Source organism: Streptomyces lancefieldiae, assembly GCF_031845825.1.
Taxonomy (GTDB): domain Bacteria; phylum Actinomycetota; class Actinomycetes; order Streptomycetales; family Streptomycetaceae; genus Streptomyces; species Streptomyces lancefieldiae.
The window spans coordinates 76,953-96,354 of sequence record NZ_JAVRFH010000001.1; the positions used below are offsets into that span (position 1 = coordinate 76,953).

Genomic DNA, 19,402 nt, shown 5'->3' on the forward strand with positions numbered 1-19,402 from the left:
AGCGATATGCCTCATGTGCCTCAGCGCTTTGGCGGAGTCCAACGCCCGGTAGCGATCTCCTTGTCCAGGCGAGATTGGAAGTGCGCGTGCGCGGCGCGCATTTCGGCTTCGCGGTCTGCCTTGTAGAAGGGGGCGGCGTAGCCGGCCGGGGGTGGGATGGTCTCAGGTTTCTCCAGGTGGGCCAGCAGGTCGAGGTAATCCTGTTTTGTCTGGCCATAGCCGTAAGTGTTGTGATTCGCAGCTATCTTTCGGCCATTCGCGTCGAAGTACGTGGCTGATTCGTAGTCGGAGAGTACCGGGTATCGAGACTTATAGATGGCTACTAGCTGATCGGCGGTAATGCCGAGCCAAGCGGACACGAGCGCGTCGAGCTCGACGAGCGCCGCACGGCGTTCGTATTCGGTGCGCAAAGGCGTGTCATATTCCCAAGCTGGTTTAAGGTGTGCAGCGAGCGGTTTAAGGTTCTGCCAGTTTGGGTTGGCCCACTCTTCGTAGTTTGGCCAAGTGAGGTGAAACAACTCCTTCCAGATCGGCGCGTAATCGCGGGTTAGTGCGTTGAGGCGAAGAGTCCGGAGGAGGAGAGGATGGGCAAGGGGGTGATCGGGGATGGGGGCAGGCATCTTGTGGGCTTCGGCGACCTGGAGGTGGGAACGCCCGGTGATGCGCAACAGGTAGTCCAGCGGGATCGCTGCCCAGAAGCCTGCGTTTAGAGCGGTCAGACGGTTGTCTGGCAGGGCCATTGACTGCACGGTGTGGACGTGTGCGGGGCCTGGCGGGACGAGGGCGGCGAAGAGACTCCGCTGATTACTGTGATCCACCATGACGCGCCATGCCACGCGGACGTAGTCCGTGTAATGGCGGCCTCTAATCGGATCCCAGACATCCTGTGCAGCACGGTAGTCTGTCTCGGGGCAAGCTCGAACGTAGTTGCTGCGGAGAACTGCGTCAGCCGGGAACTCGCGAAGGTCTACGGCAGACCAGTCACGGTTGGTCTTGCACGGGTTGTTGGGGTACTTGCTGAACGGAGTCGCGCCCGCAAAGTGGGGCCCTTGGATGACCAGGTCGTGGAGGTTCGTAATATCCGTGGTGGCCCATCGGATGTATCCCTTCTCCTTCCCCATCTTCTCATGATAACCGGAACTGATCCTTGGGGAATTCTGCCCAACCCGGTTAGAGACGTGAGACAAAGCGCTGATGGCACCCTGCTCATCCTTTGTGACTGGGTAGAGAAGAGCTGCCTCATGGTCCGGCACCTCGGTCTCGCCCGACAGTCGGTTCCATTCGGCCAGGCGCTCCACATCGACATGGACAAGGCGAGCACTGTGGGGGCGGAGGTCCCACTTACCGTCATGTTTGATGCCAGGCAGGGAGCCTTGGCCGTCGTGGTGGAGCGAGGCCGTGAGAGTCTCAGGAGAGAAGAGCCAGCTCAAATGGATGAAAGAGATCGAAGCTGGAGCGCCATAAATGTTCACGCTGAACTCGTTGTTCGCGTGAATTTCAGGAAAGATGCCGGCACGATTGTGGAAGTGTGCATGGACCCTTAGATGCCGGTAGACTGATCCGCGTAGAGGCCCTTCCTTAATGCCGCCGAAGTGGCTGTCAGGGTGGATGAGTCCGATGGTGCCCGCGCCTGCCGCAGAGTTCCAGGCACGGAACATAAAGGCGCGGTACAGATCTGGCTGGGTGCCGACCAGCAAGGGGTACATTGCGGCGTTACCGAGTGACGACACGAGGCCGACGGTGCCAGACAGCTCGTTCAGGAAGTACACACGTGCTGGGGATCCCTTGTCCAGCAGTTCTGACTTTCGCAGCCGCCACTCGGCCACACTCGGCTTTTCTGAGAGCATGAACCACGGCTCGTACTCCGCAAGTACCTCATCCTCGTGCCACCGAGGCCGAACCCAAGGTGGATTCCCCACCTGCAAGTCGAACCCGCCCACCGTAAACACTTGGGCGAACTCCAACTCCCAGTGAAAGAACCCCTGCCGCTCAGCCACATCCCGCGTAACCGCCGCCCACGGATACCGCGACACCAGCGAGGTGAACCGCTCCATGCCCATCCACTCGGGCAACTCGTCCTCGTACCGCTCCAGTTCGGCCAGCGTGTCGAACTGGGACACCAATGAGTCCGCCGGCACGTCATCCGTACCCAACAGCGACTCGGCGAAGTCCAGCCAGTCGTCCAGCGAGGCCAGCGGGATCACCGGGCGGCGCTCGCCCCGGATCTGCTCCTTGCGGCTGCCGCCCCGCGCGCCCTTGGACTTGACCTCGACGACCTGGACGTCACCGAACAGGTCCTCCGACTCGTACGTCTCCCGCGCGGGCGCACCCGACTGGGCCGGGACGGGAGACGGGGACGCTGCCACCGTCCACCCCGCCGACTGCGAGGCGACCTCCGCCGCCCGCGCGTACGACTCATGTGAACCGTTCAGCAGCGCAGCGCTCTGCACAGGCCAGAACCACAGCGCGCACCACGCGTCCATCAGTGTCTTCAGCCGCCAGTACGGGGTGTCCACCGCCTCCAGGTCCGCCTTGACCTTCTCCCTCGGCACCGCGACTTCCGGCGACCGCAGCCAGCCGTTCTCCGCGCCCCACACATCAACCCGCCGCGAGATCTCCCGCTCGGAGATCTCCAGCCGGCGGACGACCAGCCCCCACAGGTACTCCGCCCGCCGGGCCAGGCCCTGCAACCGCTTGGTCTGCGTGGCGTTGGGCGACTTCGTGATCGCCTTCCTCCAAGCGGCCAGCGCCTTCGCCTCCGCCGGGGCCAGGGCCTTGGCCTCCTTCTCGGCCGCGACCGCGCCCCACTCCTTCGCCGGGAGGAGGAAGTGGTGCACCGCCCCCTCGGGCAGCGGAGTTCCCGCCAGCGCCTCCGACAGCGGGAAGCGTTCCGGAGTCGTACCCAGCCAGCCGCCCTTCTTCAGGCGCTCGGCGGAGTAGATCTCCCTGCGCCCGCCGATCAGCGAGTTGCCGCGCCGCAGGTGCAGGCCGAACCACGGGGCCTCCATGCCGGGGTGCATGGTGTTCAGCCACAGTGACACCTCCGCCAGCTCCACCGCCGTGTTGTTGAGGTCCACGCCGTAGGAGTTGTGCAGGGCGATGTACGCCTTGGCCTTCTGGAGTTCGACCGCGTACTTCTCGGTGTCGATGGCGACGCCCAGTTCGTCCTGGCGGCGCCGCAGGTACTCCGCCGCGACCTGGTTGATCGCCTCGTTGAGGAACGCGCCCGAGCCGAGCGCCGGCTCGCAGATCTTCCAGTCGAGGAGTTCGCGCGCCTCCGTCACCGTGTCGTCCTGGTCCAGCCGGTGCTGCAACGCGAGCTGGACCGTCACGCGGGTCAGCGACTCCGGCGTGTAGTAGGAAGCCGAGGTCTGGCGGTCGCGTCCCGACAGGCGGTACACGAACGCGCCCGGCGCGTATTGCACGCGTCGCTCCTCGCCGGTGTCCTCGTCCTTCTCCCGGACGAACACCTCGTCGGGGTACTCGTCGGCCTTCGACGCCGGGATCAGCCAGGAGCCGTCCTTCGGGTCGCCGTTCTTCGCGACCTCGTGCAGCTCCTCGCCCGCGACGAAGCCCGAGTAGGACATCAGGCCCTCGTACACGGCGCCGAGCTGGTTGATGCCGAGCTGGGCGTAGGAGATGAAGCCGCCGCGCTCGCGCTTCTTGCCGCGGGTCAGCATCAGCAGGCGCAGCACCCGGTACAGCGTCTCGTTGCGCAGCCGGGTGTCGATGAAACGCTCCCCGCCCTCGGCCTCACCATCTACGCGCGGGTCGGGGATGGCGTACCGGCCGATCAGCTGGATCGCCCCCGGTTCGAACAGCTTGGAGTGCAGCGGCTCGAAGCGCAGACCCATGTCCTCCGAGGTCTTCGCGGACACGGCCTCGGCCGGCTCCGCGTCCACGCCGTGCGTGCGGCGCGGGCGGTGGCCCTCCTGGACCTTGCGGAAGAGGAGGTCCAGCGACTCGTACAGGTAGAAGCCCTGGCGGGACTTCTCGTCGACCAGGTCCCGCTCGGCGATCAGCTCGCCGAGGCGGCCGAGGCCGTAGCCCATCTGGTACTCGGGGTAGTCCGAGGGCAGGATGCCCAGCTCCGGGCGGGCCTCCGCGTACAGCAGGAACAGGACGCGGTACAGGTAGCGCAGCGACTCGCGGGTCAACTGGCGGCCCAGCTCGGGGAGTTCTTTGACCTCCTCCGGGCGGACGCCGGCCTCGCGGAGCCGGTCCAGGACCTCGTTGGCGATCAGCTCGACGCTCAGCCGCAGGCCGTCGCGCAGTTCGCTGGAGACGCCCACCGCGTGCTTCGTCGACTTGTCGAGAAGAGAGGCGAGCGGGTTCTCGCCGCCCTCCTCCGGCGTGCGCAGCGAGTCGGCGCCGAACAGGGCGGCCACCGTGTCGATCTCGCCGCCCGCCTTGGTGTCGTTGCGCTCCAGCACCCGGTCCAGCGACACCGCCAGGTAGCGGCCCTCGCCCCACACGGCCCGGTCGGCGAGGACGACGACGCCGCCGACCAGCAGCAGGACGTAGCGCGGGGCGTCCTCGCAGGCGAAGAGGAAGGAGGCGAGCTTGGAGCCCGTGGCGATGGTGTGCCGGCCGTCCAGGCGCAGTTCGTCGAGCAGGCGGCCCGCGCCCTCGGGGTCCAGGGCGTCGTCGGGCTCGGCCGACCAGCCGCAGTCCAGGGCGACGAGGTCCTTCTCCGCGTGCGCGACCGTCACCTCGTACGACTGGTCGGCGCGGACGACGGTGAGCGGGCCCGGCTTGGCGTCGAAGCCGAGGGCGCGCAGCACCTCCGCGTTGAGCGCGCGGACGCGCTCGCGCCACTCGGGGGCGTCGTACGTCACGGCGTCGTCACCGGTCGCCGCGCGCTCCTCGTCCATCGTGAAGTAAGAGCGGGCCGAGAAGTACGGGCGGCGCAGCGCCCGCAGACCCGCGCGCGGGGTGATCGGCAGGGCGCCCTCGGGGCGCTCGGTGCCGGCGGCGTCCTCCTCGCGCTGCTTCCACTCGGCGAGCAGACCGGACTTGAGGTCCTTGGGCAGGACCTCGGCGAGGTAGTGCGCGGAGAAGTAGTCGCCGCGGTTGACCAGGGAGTCGAACGTCATCGTGGTGAACCTCTGGGTGATGGGTCAGGCGGCGGCGTGGGCCGGGGCGAGGACGGCGAGGACGCGGAGCATCGGGCGGCCGGTGGTGAGGAGGGAGTCCGCGAGGGAGGCGAGGCGTTCGCGGGTGCCGGTGGGTGCGGCGCCGTTGCCGTTCGCCAGCGTCGGCTGCTCCCACGAGCCCAGGCGGGCCTTGTACTCCTCGATGGGGGCGCGCAGCGGTTCGTCCCACGCCTCGCGGTGCCGCTCCAGGAACACCTCCGCGGTGTCCAGGACGCCGGGGATCGCCTCGGCGAGGCGGGACGTGTCGTGGGCGAGGCCCGGGTTCGCCATCGTCGGACCGACCTTCGCGCGGTGCAGGACCGCCACCATGTCGTCGTCGACCTCGCCGTCCGTGGTGACCGCCATCCACTTGACGACGGTCGGGCGGCCGAGCGCGTTGGAGTAGATGCCCTGCACCAGGTACGTGGGCTGCGGCACGTCGGCGGTCAGCACCGGGGCCTCCTGGCGGTCCAGGCGGACCAGGACCTTGTCCGTGAGCCACTCCATGACCGGGTGCAGGTCGGTCAGCAGGGAGATGTCGGGCCAGCTCGACGTCGCCGAGGCGCGGGCGCGCGTCAGGCTGTGGTCGGCGAGCCGCCGGTTGAAGGTGACCTTCAGGCGGTCGCGCAGGCCCTGCTCGCGGACGTAGTCCAGGGGCAGCGCCTTGAGGCGGTGGACCAGGTCGGAGGGCGGGACGAAGGAGAGCAGCCCGGTCTCGGGGTCGGTGGACAGGTCCAGCCGGTCGTGGGCGTCGGGGTATACCTCGCGCAGCGCCTCGTCGAGGAAGTCGCGGGCGGAGGCGAACAGCCGGGGCACGTGCGCCCGGGGGACCGTCCCGGTGCCGTCGCCCGCGTCGGAGGCGCCGGCGTCCTCCTCCGGTTCGTCGCCCACGGCGCCGAAGAAGTCGGCGAGGAAGTCGTCCACGTCGCCGTCGGCGTCGGAGGCGCCGCGGGAGTCCAGGGACTCGTCCACGTCGCGGCCCCGCAGCAGGTCCTGGATGAGGGACTTCTCCTCGGCCTCCGCCCGGTACAGGCCGGACACCGCCTCCGCCGTGCCCAGCGACCGGTGGGCCTCGGCCTCGCGCTCCAGCAGGCGTTCCGCGACGAGGGTGTCGTCCTTGGCGCCGTCGACGGAGCTGGTGAGGATCAGCGCCCGGAACTGCGGCTGGTGCGGCTGCCCGTAGCGGTCGATGCGGCCGTTGCGCTGCTCGATGCGGATCAGCGACCAGGGCACGTCGTAGTGGACGAGCTGGTGGCACTGGCGGTGCAGGTTGACGCCCTCGGAGGCGACGTCGCCGGTGAACAGGATCCGCACGGGCGTGTCCGCGAGGCCGAAATCCTCCACGCACTGCATCTGCTGCTCGTCCGACAGGCCGCCGTGCATGACCCGCGCCGCCTGCTCGGCGGCCTTGCCCTTGAAGCCGAGGGCCCCCGGCACGGTCCGCGCCAGCCACTCCAGGGTCTGCACGCGCTCGGAGAAGACCACGACCCGGGTGTCGGACTTCGGGCCGACCCCGATCTCCCGCAGCTGCTCCACCAGGGCCCCGAACTTGCCCGAGTCCTCCTCCGACATGCCCGACGCCAGCTCCAGCAGCCGGTGCAGGGCCGCGCGCTCGGCGGCCGTCGCCTCCGGGTCGTCCTTCTTCTCCAGCGTCTTGATGCGCGTGGTGACCGTGGCCTTCAGCGCCGCGTGGGAGGAGAGGAACGACTTCAGCAGCGTGTACGGGAACAGGGGGACGTCGCTGACCGACTTCGCGCCGTCGGACGGCAGCCAGACCGCGGCCAGTTCCTCGAAGACCTTCTCCTCGGCGGGGGTGGCCGTCACCCGGATCGAACGGGAGGGGCCGCGGTCCGCCCACTGGCCCTTCATCTGCTCCCGCACCTCGGGGCTGACCTTGGTGCGGCGGATGAACAGGTGCTTGATGTCCTCGGCGCGGTAGTGCTCCGGGTCGCGGATCGCGGCCGGGTCGAGCAGGGAGATCAGCTCGGCGAAGGAGCGGGCGTCACCGTTGTGCGGGGTCGCGGAGGCCAGCAGCAGGGCGTCCGTGTGCGGGGCCAGCGTGCGGGCCAGCTGGTTGCGCAGGGAGCCCTTGTTGATGAGGTTGTGCGACTCGTCGATGACGACCGCGTCCCAGGTGATCCGCTCCAGGTGGTGCTTGTACTGGTCGGTGTTCTTCAGGGTGTCGATGGAGACGATGACGCGCTTGAAGTACGTGAACGGGTTGCGGCCGGCGGGGATCTCCCGCTGGATCCGCTCGATGCCCACCGAGTCCAGGCGCACCAGCGGGATCGCGAACCGCGTCCACAGCTCGTGCTGGAACTGCTCCAGGACGTGCTGCGGGGTGACGACGAGGATCCGCTCGCCACGGCCGCGGCGGATCAGCTCGGCGAGGGTGAGGCCGATCTCCAGGGTCTTGCCGAGGCCGACGACGTCCGCGATGAGCAGGCGGGGGCGCAGATTGCGGCCCGAGAGGGCGAGTTGGGCGGGACGCTGCTGGTAGGGGAGGGAGTCCAGGAGGAAGGAGTCCGCGAGTGCCAGGCCCCGCTCGGCCTGCGGCAGCGGCGTCTTGCGCAGGACCGCTTCCAGGAACAGGCGCGAGCGGCGGAAGTTCGGCGAGTCGTCCGGCACCAGGCGGGTCCGCCTCGGGTCGAGCAGCTCGACCTGGTCCAGGCCGGTGAAGAACACCGCCTCCTGGTCGCGCACGAAGTCCGACGCGCCCACCGCCTCGATCCGGGCGCCGTCGTGCTCGGTCCGCGTCGTGTTGCGGACCAGCCACACCTCGTCCCGTACGAGGACCTGGGCGCCCGGCGGGAACTGGGCGTCCCCACCACTCACCGTGGGAGTGGTGCTCAAGTCGGCGGTCACGCGGGTGCCTCCTGGGCGTTCGTGTCGATGGGGTGGCTGCGTCCCCTGGCGTACGGTCGGTGAGCGTATGGCCGGTGAGCGTACGGCCGGACCGGTGACCGGTGACCGGTGACCGATGGGACGTGTGGTCGGGGGAGAAGGTGTGCGACGGGGTGCGGCAGGCCGGGACGGGGATCAGAAGGCGGCCTTCGCCGCATACGTGGCACGGAGACGCTCCGCCGTCCTGCGGGCCTGTACGGAGTGGCGCAGGGTGTGCGTCGCCGTCCTGGGCCGTCTGGATGCCGTGGGCGGGCGGTCCGGCGCCGGCTGTTCGGTCGTCGGCTGTTCAACTGTCGGCGGTTCATGCGGAGAGCCGGCGGACGGGTCCTGGGGGGTCGGAGCCACTGGGCCGGGGGCGACCAGGGTGAGGGAGGGAGCCGGGACATCGGCCGGCATCGGGGTGTCCAGGTCGGCCGGAGTGATCTCCGTGGCGGGGGTGTCACTCGCGGGGGCGGGCCAGGGGACGGTGGGGGAGACGTCGGCGGACGCCGGCCTGTGCCGTTGCTCCGCCGTGTGCGCGGTGAGCTTGCGGCGCGCCTGGGCGATCTTCATGCCCTGCGCCTCGATCAGCGCACGGCACTGCTGCACCACATCGGTCAGCGAGGGCCGGGTCCCGGCGTCGTGGGCGAGCATGGCGGTCAGTAGCGGCACCAGTTCGCCGGGCAGACCGGACAGGTCCGGCGCCGTACCGGGGTCGGTGACCAGGTGGAACACCATGTACGGGGTCGCCGCTTCGTGCGGATAGTGACCCGTGGCGGCGAACAGCAGCAGCGCGCCCAGCGCGTACACGTCCACGGCCGCCGTCAGCGGCTTCACACCGGCGGCCTGCTCGGGAGCCATGCAGATCGGGGTGCCGACGACCTGGTGGGGGGCGGTGAGGGAGACGTTCGACTCGGTGAAGGCGGCCAGGCCGAAGTCGATGATCTTCGGGCCGTTGGGCCCGAGCAGGACGTTGGCCGGCTTCAGGTCCCGGTGGAGGAGGCCCTGCGTGTGCACGGCCGACAGTGCCTCGGCGAGGACCGCACCGAGCGCCGCGGTGAGGACGGACGGGAGCGGTCCGTGCGTCTTGACGTGCCGGGCGAGGTCCGGGCCGTCCACGTACTCGGTGGCCAGCCACGGCTGCTCCGCCTCCGCGTCGGCTCCCAGGAACGCCGCGATGCGCGGACCCCAGATGGTCTTGAGCACCTCGATCTCCTGCGCGAACCGCTGACGGGACTCGTAGTCCACGACCGACGGCTTGATCACCTTCACCGCCGCGGGCTCACCGCCGAGCGACTCTCCCAGGAAGACCTGACCCATGCCTCCCTGGCCGATCCGGCCGAGGAGTTCGAAGTCGCCCAGCGCGGGCGGGTCCTCGGGGTTCAGGGGCGTGATCTGCACGTGTGTCCTCGAAATTCGGTCATGGCGAGCGTCTGATCAGCCGCGATGCGCGCCTGGAGACACGGTAGTGGACGTGGTGGGCATGTGGGACGCGTATGACGGGATGGAGATGGCAACCCCTCTGGGTGAAGAAGCTGTGGAGAGTCGGGACAGGTGGGGGCGACTGCATGCGTGCCGGCAGGGCGATGTCATGGTTTGCCGCCTAACGGGCGTAATTGTCATTCGCCTGTGGCGCCGCGTCCGGAGACGGAAGTAGTTGTCCACCGGTCAACCCGCCCGCCAGCAGCCGCGCCGTCTCCTCCGCCAGCCGCGTCGCCCGCTGCGCCTCCGCCCGGAGTTCGTGCACGTGCCGGAACGCCTCCCCGTACCGCCGCTGCTCCTCCAGCGGCAGCAGCGGCACGCGCAGCCGGCCCGGAGCGACCGTCAGGACCGTGCTGCCCGTCGACGCACCCGCGATGTTCTCCTCCGTGCCCAGGAACCCGGCGAGGAACCAGGCGTCCAGGCGTGCCGGGTCGGGGCGGAAGAGGTGGACCTGGTGGCCGAGCAGCGCGCCGGCGTCCTCCTCGCCCGCGACCCGGGCCATCGGGCCGTCCGTGCTCGCGACCGCCCGCACGAGGACGTCCCCGGCGGCGATCACGGGCGCCGTGCCGCTGCGCAGCTCCGCGGGGTCGCCGGTGGGACCCGACCCGCGCGCGATGTCCGAGCCGGTGAGCACCGCACGGGCCCCGGCCTCGCGGCTCTCGCCGTCCTCCCGGCCCCGCGCGTTCTCCGGCAGCGTGCGCAGCAAGGTGAGCGCCCCGCCGCGCGCGAGGTCGGAAGCCGTCGCCGTCCGCCACTCGCGCACACCGACGTCCGAGGCGCTCCAGCCCTCGCGTCCGGCCGTCCGTGCGAGGGACTTCGCGGCCTTCACCAGGTTCTGGCGCGTGGCGCCGACCTCGGCCGACAGCTTCGCCGGGTCGACCTCCGACCGTGACGCCCGTACGAGCCGCGCCGGGGTCAGGTCCACCACGTCGTCCAGCAGGTCCACCACCCCGACCGCGTGCGCGACGCCCGGCTCGCCCTCGAAAGCCTCCGGGTCCGCCGTGAATGTCTCCCACGCCTCCAGCGCCCGGGCCGTGACCCCGGCCCAGCCCACGGAGGCGGACCGGCTCGCGCCCCGCGTCCGCGCGGCCACCGCCGTCCCACCTCGCCCGGTCGCCGTCACCGTTGGTGTTTCCGCCGCCGTGTCCACGAACAGCACGGACTTGCGCTCCGGGCCGCCCGGCTCGGGCCGCTGCAACACCCACACCTGAAGCCCGATGTGCAGCGGGACCGACGCGCCGACCGGCAGCGCGATGACCGCGCGCAGGGCCCCGCTGCGTACCAGCTCCGCCCGCACGCGACGGCCCGACGCGCGGCCGGCCGTGGCGGGCGGCAGGAGCAGGGCCGCGTGGCCGCCGGGCGTCAGGTGGGCGAGCGCGTGCTGCACCCACGCCAGCTCCGACTCGGCGCGGGCCGGTACGCCGTACGCCCAGCGCGGGTCGTACGCCAGCTCGTCGTGGCCCCAGTCGCGGACGCCGTACGGCGGGTTGCACAGCACCGCGTCGGCGACCAGGTCGGGGAAGGCGTCCGCGCGCAAGCTGTCGCCGGCGCGCGCGGCGACCGTGGCCTCCGGGGCGGTCAGTGTCAGGCTCACGGCGCTGCGCCGGGCCTGCACGGGGAGCGTGTCCTGGCCGTACAGCTCGCGGGCGCCCCGGCGGGCGGCGGCCGCCAGCAGGGTGCCGCTGCCGCAGGCCGGGTCGAGGACGCGGTCCGGGGTGCCGGGGATCAGGCGGGCGAGCAGGTCGGCGAGGGGCGCGGGGGTCCGGTACGCGCCCGACGCGGCGCTGTCCTCCAGTTCCCGCTCCGCCAGTACGCCCAGCGCGGCCTGGCCGCCCTCGTCGCGTACACACGCGTACAGCGCGCGCAGCACCGCCGTGTCGTCCGCCTCGAAACGCACGGGGTCCGCGCCCGGCACGGCCCCGGCCACCGACGCCGCGTCGTCCTGCGCGCGGGCGGCGAGGTCCGCGTCCGGCAGCCGGATGGCGGCCGTCAGCTCCTCCGGTGAGCGGCCCGCCGCCGCGAGGACGAGGAGCAGCAGGTCCGACGTGCCGCCGCCGCTCTGCGCATGCAGGCGCAGGACGGTGCGGAGCTCCTCCGAGGGGCTGGCCGCCGAGGCGTGGCCGCGCGAGGCGAGCCAGGCGCGCACGGACTCCAGGTCGTACAGCGGACTGCTCTCCGTGCCGCCCGAGGGTGCGGGGAAGTCCTCGTGCCGACGGCGCCAGTTGCTGACCGTGGCGCGCGTGACCCCCGCGATGCGGGAGATCTCGGCGGCGGTCACCTGGGCTGATGACTGGGGCATGGCGGGAGTCCTGGGCCTCTCAGTAGCGAACGGTCAACAAGCTACAGCACTCGTCAAATCTGTCAACCCGTTTGACGACGCTTTCGATGTCATGCTTCTCTGTGTCTGCTCACGAATGGAAGCCGCTCACCAGAACTCCGGGGGAGTCCCATGCGCCTGACCATGCCGACCGCCGTCGTCGAAGGCACCCAGCTCACCGTCATCCCGTTCCGCGACGACGCGGTCGTCGGGACGATGGCGGTGCCCGCGCTCGTCCAGCTGGTGCCGTCGCCCCGCGCCGAGGAGGACCCGCGCAAGCTCAAGGCCGCCTCGGGTCTGGTGCGCCGACACGCCGAACTGCGGGCCACCGTGCAGCGCACGCTGAAGTCCTCGCAGAAGGGCAAGAACGTCGGCCCCTACTCCGAGTACATCGCCGCCGGCCTCAAGGGGGAACTCGGCGCCGCCTGGTCCACGCCGCCCATCACCCTGTGGCATGCCGGACCCCTCGCCGCGCTCAGCGACGAACTCGTCCCCGGCACCGGCCTGCGCACCCTCACCGTCGCGCCCGGCACGATGGTCGTCGCCATCGACGGCGAGACCCAGACCACCGCCTGGCACGACCTCTACGACGACCCCGAGGCGTACGGGCTGACGTACCCGCAGCTCTCCCAGGTGCGCATCCCCTTCGAGCTGTACGTCGACCTGGCCCCGGCGGACGCGCGGCAGATCTTCTACGACCGCAACGTCCAGGGCGTCGCCGTGGCGAAGAACCTCGCCATGTCCATGGACCAGCGGGACTTCGGCACCCGCCTCGCGCACCTGGTCGCCGACTCGGTGCGGATCGACGTCGACGGGCAGCGGGTGCCGTTCGCCCGGCTCGTCAACGTCAGCAAGCGACAGCTGTCGGCCGGGGACCGCGAGGTCGTCACCCTCTCCGCGCTGCGCGCCCTCGTCGTCACCACCCTCTACGGGCGGGGCGGGCTCGCGCGTTCCGCCGAGTCCGTGCACGAGGACGAGCTGCCGGCGGGCGTCAGGCCCGAGCAGGCGGAAGCCGCCGTCGTCCCCGTCCTCGGCGAGCTGATCGTCCGCCACGCCCGCGACTTCGCGGAGCGCGGCGCCATCACCGCGCCCGCCGTTCTCGCCGGGCTCGGCATCGCCGTCCACCCCACCATGCCGTGGAGCGACTCGGGGCCCGTGTTCCGCATGGACGACCTGCTCCGCCTCCTCGACGGGATCCGCTGGGAGCGGGAGGCGAAGTACTGGGACGGGGTCGCCGCCAAGACCGGGGCGTCCGGCCGCCTCAACTTCAGCGGCGGGGTCAAGGACTCCGGCGGTCGCGTCGCCGACGCGATCCTCTACCCGGCGACCGAGACGGGCCGCAGGATTCGCGGCCTGTAGGCAGCGCCCGGCCCCCCGCCGGCAGGAAGAACCTTCCCCACCACGAGGCGCGCGGAGCGTCGGACCGTAAGGCCCGACCCTGACGCGTACGGAACGGAGTACCTCATGACCGACCGGCAGCCCGTTCCGGAACCAGGTTCCGCAGGCGGCCACGCCACCCAGCCGGCTTTCGGACCGCACGGCGGCGGCCAGGTCCCGTTCCCGCCGATGCCAACGAACAGCCCGGTCGGGAAACCCGGCCCGCCACGCAGAGCATGGTGGAAGTACGGCGCCGCCGCCCTCGTCTTCGAGTACTTCAAGACCAACCGGTGTCAGGAGTGGAAGAGGGTCGGCTGAGACGGGCAGCGGCCCGTCCCGGATGCCACACGGCCCCGGCGGGCAGGTCACCTGCGGATATGGGGCCGGGGGGAGGGCTAGGTGAAGTTTCTGTGCGCGGTTACTCTGTCGGCGTGTACGACATGACCGACCCGGTTGCCGCCCGCCGAGCGGCGATAGCCGCCGAGAAGGAGCGCCTGGCGCGAGCACGGGAGCGTCGGCCGGGCCGTGGGCCCGCCGGAGCGAACGGCTTCGCCCAGCGGAAGTGGCGTTGGCTCGGCGTCAACGGCGGTGAGGCCGTCGAGGCCGTGCTGGCGATGCTGCGTGACATCGTCGAGGTGCCCGCGCTGACGGGCGATCAGCGCGACACACTGACCCGGGCCGTCGCCGGAGTGCCCGACCGCGAGACGCTGCTCCCCGCGGTCCGCGCGGGCCTCGCGGGGCTGAAGCCGGAAGGCGTCCTCGGGCACCTGCGGACTCTGTGGGCCGCCGAGGTGCGCTGGCTCAACGCGCCCGGATCGGAGCGGTGCCGGATCCTGTGCTCGACCGCCCCCGGCCTGGAACTGGTCGGCGTCAGGTCCCGCGCGGTCTCGGGCGGGCCCGCGTTCTCCCTGTTCGCCACCGCCGCCACCCGAGGCGCGATTCCCGTGCCGAACGCGGTCCTGGCCCAAGTCCTTCCCTGGGCGCCCCTGTCGGTCCTCGACGATCTCGTGGACCACGGCGGCCTGATGGCCGAGGACGAGCCCTGGCAGGCGCGTGACGAGGACGAAGCGCTCTACCTGCGCGCACGCCTGGTCCCGAAGTCGGTCGGTCCCGAAGAGGCCGAACGGCTCGGATGGCACGGCATGCTGCGGCGGCGGGCATTCCTGGCCGACGAGACGATCATGCGGCAGGAGCCCGAGGACGTCTGGGACCTGCTGTACGACGTGGTCAGGGACCTTCAGCTCCCGTCCCTGGACGCGCTCGACGCCGCGTTGCCGCGCGCCCAGCAGATCCAGTTGCGCGACCTCAGGTCCGGTGCGCTCCTCGGCCAGTGGGACGGCGACACCGTCCGCGACGAAGGACTGTGGAAGCTGATGGCCGCACTGTGGCGGCCGACCGCGCCCGTGGACCCGCGACGCAGCGACTTCTACGCTCTGTTCGCGCTCAACCGGGCCTACGACCTGCTGAGGTCCGGCGATCTGGAGGGGGCCCGTCGCCAGGCCGAGTCCTTCGTGCGGGAGCGGGCGCATGGTCCGTCCCTGGCCCCCGGCCTCATGGAGGAGGCGTACACCCTCGCCGCGTACATCGCCGCCGTCACCTCGCCCGAGGTCGAGAACGACCGGGCCGCGAGGGAACAGCTGGCCCTCGCGGAGACGTACGCGCAGAAGGCGGCGGCGAACGGTGATCCCGTCGCGGAACGCAATCTCGTACAGGTGCGCACCTGGAGGGTCACGCCCAAGAACAAGCGGGGCGAGATGACGAACCCGTTCCTCGAAATCGGTCTCGACCATGGGGCGGACGGCTGGGAACGACACTGCCGGGACCTCTTCCGCAGCTACGCGCAGGAGGGGGACCAGACGGCCCAGGCCCGGCTCAACCGGGCGGAGGGCCGCATCGAGGAGGCCGCGCGGCACGAGGCCGGATACGACGTCTTCTTCCAGGTGCCTCTCGACCGCTCCCGCTATGAGTGGCCCGACGCGGTGCCCAGACGACTGGTGCCGCCGCTGGAGCCGATGGTCCGCCGTACCGCCCTCACCAGCGGCACGGACCTCGAATCCATCCGAGCGCTCGCGGCCGTCGAACTGCTCGACGACTTCCGCAGCACCGCACCCCATCTCGACCGTCACGGTCCCACCCGCTGACGGCCCATTCCGACAGAACGCACGACGGTGAGCGAGGCGCAACCAGCCCATGGCCCGAAACAGGAAGACCACGGCAGGCCGTGGTGAGAAGAGAGTCAAACCTTCCAAGAACGAGCGTGCACATCGTCCCTGCCCGCACTGCGGGCAGATACAGCCGGGCAGGAACCGCGCGGACGCGCCGCACAAGCCCGGCGGGCTGAAGCACCGCAAGGCGAAGCAGCGACAGTCGGCCGACCAGGCCGCCGCTGCGAAACAGCAGGCCGCGCCCCGAGCGCCGGAGCCCATCGACGCCAAGACCATCATCCAGGGCGTGGTCGAACGGATTCCTGCCGCTCTGGAGGCCACGGCCGCCGGTGACGTCGCCGCCCCGGCCACCGGCGTCAACGTCGCCGTGCGGAAAGCGGTCCTGGACGAGTTCCGGACGCGGACCCAGTTCGCGGGGCGCCTCGCGGAGATCGACGCGCTGCTGTGGGCCCAGCCGGGCCACGGCGGCGAGCTCGTCAGCGGCACCCTGGAGGACCATCTGCGGCAGTTGCGTCTTCGCAGGGTGACCGAGCCGGAGGAGGAGGGCCAGTTCCTCGTCACCGAGGGCGAAGGAGACGGCTTCGAGGTCCTGCGTCCGGCGTACGTGGACGAACTGACCGGCAAGGTCCTTCTGTCCGGGCACCTGCGGAGGGTGGGCGCGCGTGACGGTGCTGTGGGGGGAGAAGAGTGACAACGGGCATCGACTTCGGCACCACCAACTCGGTGGCCGCCCAGTGGAACGGCGAGTACGTCGAGATCCTGGAGCTCGGGGGCCAGGGACTTGACGCGGACTGGGAGCGGCCCGGCTTCGAGAAGCTGTACCCGTCGGTGGTGGGCACCAGTTCCCTCCGCACGGGTGCCCTGTTCGGCTGGGAAGCCAAACTGCGGTCCGAGAAGGCCGTCGAGGCGTGCAAGCGGCTGCTGCGCGAAGAGCCGCTCGTGACGGTCGGCGGTCGGCGGTTCGCTGCCACCACCGCGGCCGCCGGCGTATTCCGCTCGATGGCCATCGCCGCCGAGGAGGAAGCCGCGACCGAGATCGGTGAGGCCGTGATCACCGTGCCGGCGAACGCCACCGGAGCGGCTCGTTTCCGTACCCGGGAAGCGGCGCGTGCGGCGGGCATCGCAGTCAAGACGCTGCTCAACGAGCCCACAGCCGCTGCCATCGCCTACGCGCACACCATGGAGGAGGACGGGGAGTTCCTCGTCTTCGACTGGGGTGGCGGAACCATGGACGCCACCCTGCTGCTGCACGACGACGGATTCTTCGACGAGAAGGCCAGCCGTGGGGTCAACAAGCTCGGCGGTCTGGAGATCGACGCGCGACTGCGTCGCATGGTGCTCGACCGGGCGCCCGCGCGCAGGACGTGGTCCGAGTCCGAACAGCGGCAGTTCGCCCTCGACATCGAGCGCAACAAGATCCTCCTGTCGACCCAGGAGTCCGTGCGCGTCACGACGCCGGACGGCATCGTCGTGGAGATCAGCCAGGACGAGTTCTCCGCCGCGATCCAGGACCTCATCAGCCGGGCACTGGATCCGGTCGAGGAGTGCCTCGACCAGGCACGTATCGATCCGAGCGAGCTCAAGGCCGTGCTGATGATCGGCGGCAGCAGCCAGATCCCCGCCGTGCGCGACGCCGTGGCCGAGGCGCTGGACTGCGAACTCGTCGGGGCGGATCTCTGCCACCCGATGACCGCGGTCGCCGAGGGCGCCGCGATCTGCGCGGCCGCCATGGACGGAGAAGTGAAGAGCATCATCCGCGTCGTCAACACGCACGCGCTGGGCACGATCACCAAGGACCAGTACGGCAAGCGTGAGTTCAGTGCGCTGATCGACCGCAACCAGCGCCTTCCGCAGCAGCGGAAGAAGTCCTACCAGCCGTCCAGGGACGGCGTGACCAAACTGACCGTCGAGGTGTGGGAAGGCGACCCGGACCGGCCCGTCGACCACCCCGACAATGTCAAACTCACCGAACTCGTCTTCACCTACCCGCCGCACCACTCCCGGGTGGCCGAGGACGGCGTGTTCGACCTGGAGTACACCTACAGCAAGGAAGGCCTGCTGACGGTGAAGGCCATGCTGCAGAAGACGGGGCATCCCGTCCTCGACGGCGAGGTCAGGGTCTTCGGCGACAGCACCGTCCCCCCGGAGATCGAGAACGAGCTGAAGGAACTCTTCTCGTTGCGCACGACCGGCCGGGAGGCGCCGCGGCCGACACATCCCCATCCCGTCGCGGCACCCCCGGACCAGCGTCGGGCCGACGCCGGGGCGGCGAGGGGAACGGCGGTCCGGCCGACGCCTGCATCCCTGGCCAAGTCCGTCACGGCCGGCAAACAGCCGGCCAGGGCCCTGGTGGTGGATGGTTCGAACCTCGCGTGGAACGGTCGTCCGCCCCGCTCCGCAGGAGGGCGTCCGAGCTTCCAGGCACTCCAGACCGCCATCAAGGCGCTGCGGTTGAAGAATCCCGCTCTGGACATACACGTCGTCGTCGACGCCACGCTCCGGCACGATGTCACCGCGGAGGAGCGCCCTCTGGTCGAGGAAGCGATCGCCGCCGGCACCGTGGTGCAGCCCCCAGCGGGCACCGAGGGCCGCGGAGACGCCCTGGTCATCAGCATCGCGGCCGAGATCGGCGGCGTCATCGTCTCCAACGACAACTTCGCACCCTTCCAGAAGGCGAACCCCTGGCTCCTGGAATCCGGCCGGGTTCTGGGTGCCACGCATTCCCAGGGGCTCTGGTTCTTCAACCCGCGCGTACCCAACGCCGCCGTACCGACAGGACGCCGCCGTTGACATCCGTCGTGCGGGTGTGCTGCGCGCGGGGACCGTGTTCCGCGCCACGCAGGGCACACAGACCGCGCTCTGTGTCCCAGGACCCGCCGTTCGTACGCACTGCCTTCTCGGGGTCGGCGCGCCGGCCGGAGGTGAGCTCCGTCATCGTGCCGTTCCTCAGCCCTGTTCGGTGGCGGAAGCAGCCGCGTGTGCCTTCTTCCTGTGGTTGACGATGCTCGCCGGTGCGCCGACGTAGTCGCAGGACGGGCATGTCTGCCACGCTCCCTCGGCCACGGCGCGTGCGCTCACCGAGTGTCCCGGGCCGTACCCGTGGCCGTGCAGCAACTGGGCGACGGACGAGCCGTATTCGGCCGCGAGGAGCGCCGCCTCCGCGACCTTGTCGTGTCCCGGTGCGAAGAAGGACCCGGCGCCTGTCTTCTTGGCGCAGCCGCACCAGCAGGTGCCGGTGGGAGTGAGGTCGGGGAGAGGCTTCGTCGTCATGACGTCACCGTAGATCAGCGGGCGAGACGCGCCCGGCCCTTTGGGATGTTTGGTCGCAGCACATGGTGTCGGTGCCCGACCCTCCCCGCCTGACCAGCGTGAAGACGCTCCTGCATATGATGTGCAAGTGCGCACTCCGGACTACAGCATCAGGACAGCAACCCCCGCCGACCTGGACGCCGCCCGAGCCGTCATGCTCGACACCGTCTACCGCGACTTCGGCACGGGATACGTGCCCCGCTGGCACGGCGACATCATCGACCCGGCCGGTGCGTACCTGAGCCCGGAGCGGCACACCCTCCTCGTCGCGGTGGAGGGGGCCGGTGAGGTCGTCGCCACCGCCGCGCTCGACTCCCGGGGGCCCGCCCACCCCCCGAACCCGCGCCACGTCGCCGAGCGCTACCCCTCCGGCGTCACCGCACAACTGCGGCGGGTGTACGTGCGGCCCGAGCACCGTCGGCGCGGGCTGGCGCGGCGGCTGGTCGACGAGTTGCTGGCGTTCGCCGCCGCGGACGGCGGTTACCGGGCCGTGTATCTGCACACCGACCCGGGTGTCACCGGGGCCGAGCCCTTCTGGCGGTCGCTCGCCAAGGTCGTGCACGACGAGCGGGAGGACGCGGGCGGGGGGCAGCGGGTCGTGCACTTCGACGTGCCCATGGGGTGAGGGGTGGCCGGCACGGTAATGGAAATGATTGCCAGGTAGGCTTCCGTTCGCCGCACCGCCAGTGCCCCCGCGCCCGCCGCCTTCGCCCGACCCGCTCACCACGCACCCG

Annotated in this window: 11 protein-coding genes; 6 read left to right on the top strand and 5 right to left on the bottom strand. The window is 70.5% G+C overall.

What is annotated here, in order from left to right; translation table 11 throughout:
- Positions 1–20: 20 nt before the first annotated feature.
- From RM812_RS00305 to RM812_RS00320, 4 genes are all read right to left on the bottom strand, one after another.
- Positions 21–5,096, bottom strand: a complete 5,076-nt coding sequence (locus RM812_RS00305) for a class I SAM-dependent DNA methyltransferase (RefSeq protein ID WP_311570287.1) — start codon at positions 5,094–5,096, stop codon at positions 21–23.
- Positions 5,097–5,120: 24 nt separating this feature from the next.
- The gene (locus RM812_RS00310; RefSeq protein WP_311570288.1) at positions 5,121–8,000 is read right to left on the bottom strand and encodes a DEAD/DEAH box helicase; all 2,880 of its coding nucleotides are present in this window, start codon (positions 7,998–8,000) and stop codon (positions 5,121–5,123) included.
- Positions 8,001–8,174: 174 nt separating this feature from the next.
- Positions 8,175–9,419 (bottom strand): protein kinase domain-containing protein, encoded by a 1,245-nt coding sequence (locus RM812_RS00315; RefSeq protein ID WP_311570289.1) that lies wholly within the window; start codon positions 9,417–9,419, stop codon positions 8,175–8,177.
- A 202-nt stretch (positions 9,420–9,621) separates the two neighbouring features.
- Positions 9,622–11,799, bottom strand: a complete 2,178-nt coding sequence (locus tag RM812_RS00320; protein ID WP_311570290.1) for an N-6 DNA methylase — start codon at positions 11,797–11,799, stop codon at positions 9,622–9,624.
- A 150-nt stretch (positions 11,800–11,949) separates the two neighbouring features.
- On the opposite strand from RM812_RS00320, the gene RM812_RS00325 reads away from it, so the two are divergent.
- The 5 genes from RM812_RS00325 (at position 11,950) to RM812_RS00345 (ending at position 18,149) form a co-directional block, all read left to right on the top strand.
- A complete protein-coding gene (locus tag RM812_RS00325; RefSeq protein ID WP_311570291.1) occupies positions 11,950–13,176 on the top strand; it encodes a DNA sulfur modification protein DndB in 1,227 nt (408 codons plus the stop codon).
- Positions 13,177–13,383: 207 nt separating this feature from the next.
- Entirely contained in the window at positions 13,384–13,512 is a 129-nt protein-coding gene (locus RM812_RS00330) for a hypothetical protein (protein WP_311570292.1), read from the top strand.
- Positions 13,513–13,634: 122 nt separating this feature from the next.
- Positions 13,635–15,335: a hypothetical protein gene (locus tag RM812_RS00335; protein ID WP_311570613.1), complete on the top strand. Its 1,701-nt coding sequence runs from the start codon at positions 13,635–13,637 to the stop codon at positions 15,333–15,335.
- Between the two features lie 49 nt (positions 15,336–15,384).
- Positions 15,385–16,050 (top strand): hypothetical protein, encoded by a 666-nt coding sequence (locus tag RM812_RS00340; RefSeq protein WP_311570293.1) that lies wholly within the window; start codon positions 15,385–15,387, stop codon positions 16,048–16,050.
- Positions 16,047–18,149, top strand: a complete 2,103-nt coding sequence (locus tag RM812_RS00345; RefSeq protein ID WP_311570294.1) for an Hsp70 family protein — start codon at positions 16,047–16,049, stop codon at positions 18,147–18,149. The genes RM812_RS00340 and RM812_RS00345 overlap by 4 nt, the downstream gene beginning before the upstream one ends.
- Before the next feature lie 156 nt (positions 18,150–18,305).
- Here RM812_RS00345 and RM812_RS00350 read toward each other — a convergent pair whose 3' ends face one another.
- Positions 18,306–18,629, bottom strand: a complete 324-nt coding sequence (locus tag RM812_RS00350) for a hypothetical protein (protein WP_311570295.1) — start codon at positions 18,627–18,629, stop codon at positions 18,306–18,308.
- A 127-nt stretch (positions 18,630–18,756) separates the two neighbouring features.
- Between RM812_RS00350 and RM812_RS00355 the strand changes: the two genes are divergently transcribed.
- The gene (locus RM812_RS00355) at positions 18,757–19,293 is read left to right on the top strand and encodes a GNAT family N-acetyltransferase (RefSeq protein ID WP_311570296.1); all 537 of its coding nucleotides are present in this window, start codon (positions 18,757–18,759) and stop codon (positions 19,291–19,293) included.
- The last annotated feature ends 109 nt before the right edge of the window (positions 19,294–19,402 follow it).

What these genes read in the sequence shown, in the direction of transcription:
- RM812_RS00305 (WP_311570287.1), bottom strand. Translation starts at nt 5,096, where the DNA reads ATGACGTTCGACTCCCTGGTCAACCGCGGCGACTACTTCTCCGCGCAC.
- RM812_RS00320 (WP_311570290.1), bottom strand. Translation starts at nt 11,799, where the DNA reads ATGCCCCAGTCATCAGCCCAGGTGACCGCCGCCGAGATCTCCCGCATC.
- RM812_RS00325 (WP_311570291.1), top strand. Translation starts at nt 11,950, where the DNA reads ATGCGCCTGACCATGCCGACCGCCGTCGTCGAAGGCACCCAGCTCACC.
- RM812_RS00330 (WP_311570292.1), top strand. Translation starts at nt 13,384, where the DNA reads ATGCCAACGAACAGCCCGGTCGGGAAACCCGGCCCGCCACGCAGAGCA.
- RM812_RS00335 (WP_311570613.1), top strand. Translation starts at nt 13,635, where the DNA reads ATGACCGACCCGGTTGCCGCCCGCCGAGCGGCGATAGCCGCCGAGAAG.
- RM812_RS00340 (WP_311570293.1), top strand. Translation starts at nt 15,385, where the DNA reads ATGGCCCGAAACAGGAAGACCACGGCAGGCCGTGGTGAGAAGAGAGTC.
- RM812_RS00350 (WP_311570295.1), bottom strand. Translation starts at nt 18,629, where the DNA reads ATGACGACGAAGCCTCTCCCCGACCTCACTCCCACCGGCACCTGCTGG.